This is a genomic window from Mesorhizobium sp. M5C.F.Ca.IN.020.32.2.1, assembly GCF_004023105.1.
GTDB lineage: Bacteria > Pseudomonadota > Alphaproteobacteria > Rhizobiales > Rhizobiaceae > Mesorhizobium > Mesorhizobium wenxiniae.
In genome coordinates, this window is the sequence record NZ_RZSX01001012.1 from 1 (window position 1) to 2,089 (window position 2,089).

2 protein-coding genes and 1 pseudogene are annotated in these 2,089 nt (G+C 66.4%); 1 reads left to right on the top strand and 2 read right to left on the bottom strand.

Features of this window, described 5'->3' with window-relative positions; translation table 11 throughout:
- Positions 1 to 470 (bottom strand): annotated as a pseudogene (locus EOA86_RS32195) (two-component sensor histidine kinase); the annotation flags it as partial.
- Complete coding sequence (locus tag EOA86_RS32200; RefSeq protein ID WP_065010258.1) at positions 467 to 1,192, bottom strand: response regulator transcription factor; 726 nt, start codon at positions 1,190 to 1,192, stop codon at positions 467 to 469. The gene EOA86_RS32200 and the pseudogene EOA86_RS32195, both read right to left, overlap by 4 nt.
- Positions 1,193 to 1,400: 208 nt before the next feature.
- Here EOA86_RS32200 and EOA86_RS32205 point away from each other — a divergent pair, with 208 nt between their 5' ends.
- The gene (locus EOA86_RS32205) at positions 1,401 to 2,048 is read left to right on the top strand and encodes a hypothetical protein (protein WP_128345288.1); all 648 of its coding nucleotides are present in this window, start codon (positions 1,401 to 1,403) and stop codon (positions 2,046 to 2,048) included.
- Positions 2,049 to 2,089: the final 41 nt, after the last annotated feature.

The window sequence follows — 2,089 nt, forward strand, 5'->3', positions numbered from 1 at the left end:
GAGGCGAAATAAACCGAGACGGCCGTGGCGCCGGCCACAATCAGCGAGATCCAGCCGGCGAGAACCAGCCACTCGCGCTTTGGCGGCGTGATGTGGGGAACTTCGATGATCGCCCAGCGATTGTCGTGCAGGCGTACCGACGCAAGCTGACCGGGCTCTCCAGCTTTGTCGTTGACGACGGCCAGGACGTCGAGACCCCGGCGGCGCAGGATGTCGTTGAGCATCGCCGTTTCGTCCCGGTCCACCCTGCCGCCGGCCGGATGGTCGCTCAGTTGCACCGGCAGCACATCTGGAATCTGGCTGGGCAGAAGCCGCACTACGAGTTCCATCTGTTGGGCAACCCAGGGCATGATCAGTTCCGGTGGTGGCCCCCCGCCACGCACGCTGATGACGGCGGCCGTCGCCAGGCCGACCACACCGACGATCGAAGCGACCAGCAGCAGGATGAGGCGGCGGCGCAGTGAGGTCACGCGTGGTTCTCCGCCGTCTCGACCCTCGCGGTGAGCTGGTAGCCCCCATTGCGCACCGTCTTGAACAGCGGCCCATCGCCGGCGTCGGCGAATTTACGCCGCAGCCGGCTCATCAACACGTCGACCGAGCGTTCGAGCGGGTCGCGCTCGCGGCCCTGCGTCAGGTCGAGCAGCTGGTCGCGCGTCAACAGTCGGCCGGGACGGTCAAGAAACACCTGCAAAAGATCGAACTCGGCGCCGGTGAGGTCGATGGCCACGCCTTGCGGATCCGTCACCTTGCGGGTGTCCGGCTCCAGCCTGTAGCTGGCAAACTGATAGACGCGCATGCGAGGGGGAGCAGCCTCTTCCGGCGCCGAGCGACGCAGCACGGCGCGGATGCGGGCGGTGAGCTCGCGCGGATTGAATGGCTTGCCGAGATAGTCGTCGGCGCCGAGCTCCAGCCCGATGATGCGGTCGACATCCTCCTTGAGCGCGGTCAGCAGGATCACCGGGGTATGCGGTTTGCGGTCACGCAGGCTCCGGCAGATATCGAGCCCCGAACCATCGGGCAGCATGACGTCGAGCACGATCAGGTCGAACTGGCCGGTGGCAAGTCTGTGCTCGCATTCGCGCCGATCCGCCGCCGCCGAGACGCGAAATCCCTGGCCGTCGAGATAGCGCCCGAGCAGCGTCCTGATCTCGCGATCATCGTCGACGACGAGAATATGGGGTTGTGACTGCATTTGCATGCCCTTGCTTGCTCTTGATTATAGGGAGAGCCGCGCCTGAAAGGCATGGAAATTTGCAACCAATTGTTTCCGGCCCGGGCGCGGAAACATTCGGAAACAAATCTCCTTCTTCCGGAAACCTTCGGCAACACGCCGAAGCGAAGCGGAAAAAGTCGCCTCCTATCCTCCTGCCGTCCGAAGCATGAGAGAAAGGAACACCATCATGCAAAGCAGATTTCTTGCGCTCGGCCTGTTTTCGCTTGCCGCCATCCATCCCGTGCTGGCGGCGCAGCCCGACCCCGCCGCCGCGCCCGGCGACGAACCGCCGGCGATGGCCCGGCAGGACGATGCGGACCATGGCCCGATGCCCTGGCCCGGCCGGCGCGGGCCGATGCGGCATGGACCGGACTGTTTTGGTCCCGGCCGCATGGGGCCGCCGCCGGAAATGCTCGCCGCCCGGCTTTCCGCGCTTGAGACCCGCATCGGCATCAGGACGGAGCAGCTCGACGCTTGGCGGGGCTATACCAGCGCGCTGCAGGCGATGCTGGCGCGGCCCGATCATGGCCCGGATGGCGCCGACGCGGAAGCGCCCGGCGCCAAGGCGCCGCGCGCCTTCGCTGTCCAGGAAAGACTGGCAGACGATCTAACCCAACGTGCCGCCTCGGCAGCAAAGCTGAAGGAGACGATTGCCGCGCTTCGCGTCGAGCTGACGCCCGAACAGCTCGAAATCCTTGCTTCGGCGGACAGACCTCATGGACCACCCCAAGGCCCATGGGACAATCCGCCGGATGATGCAGCCGGCCCCGAAGGCCTGCCCGATTCTGGCAGGCCGCTTCCGCCACCCCTGCCCCGGACGGGCGGGCAACTCTGACCGGCTGCACCGGCCGGCCCGATCGCGGGGTAGGCCAAACG

What these genes read in the sequence shown, in the direction of transcription:
- EOA86_RS32200 (WP_065010258.1), bottom strand. Translation starts at nt 1,192, where the DNA reads ATGCAGTCACAACCCCATATTCTCGTCGTCGACGATGATCGCGAGATC.
- EOA86_RS32205 (WP_128345288.1), top strand. Translation starts at nt 1,401, where the DNA reads ATGCAAAGCAGATTTCTTGCGCTCGGCCTGTTTTCGCTTGCCGCCATC.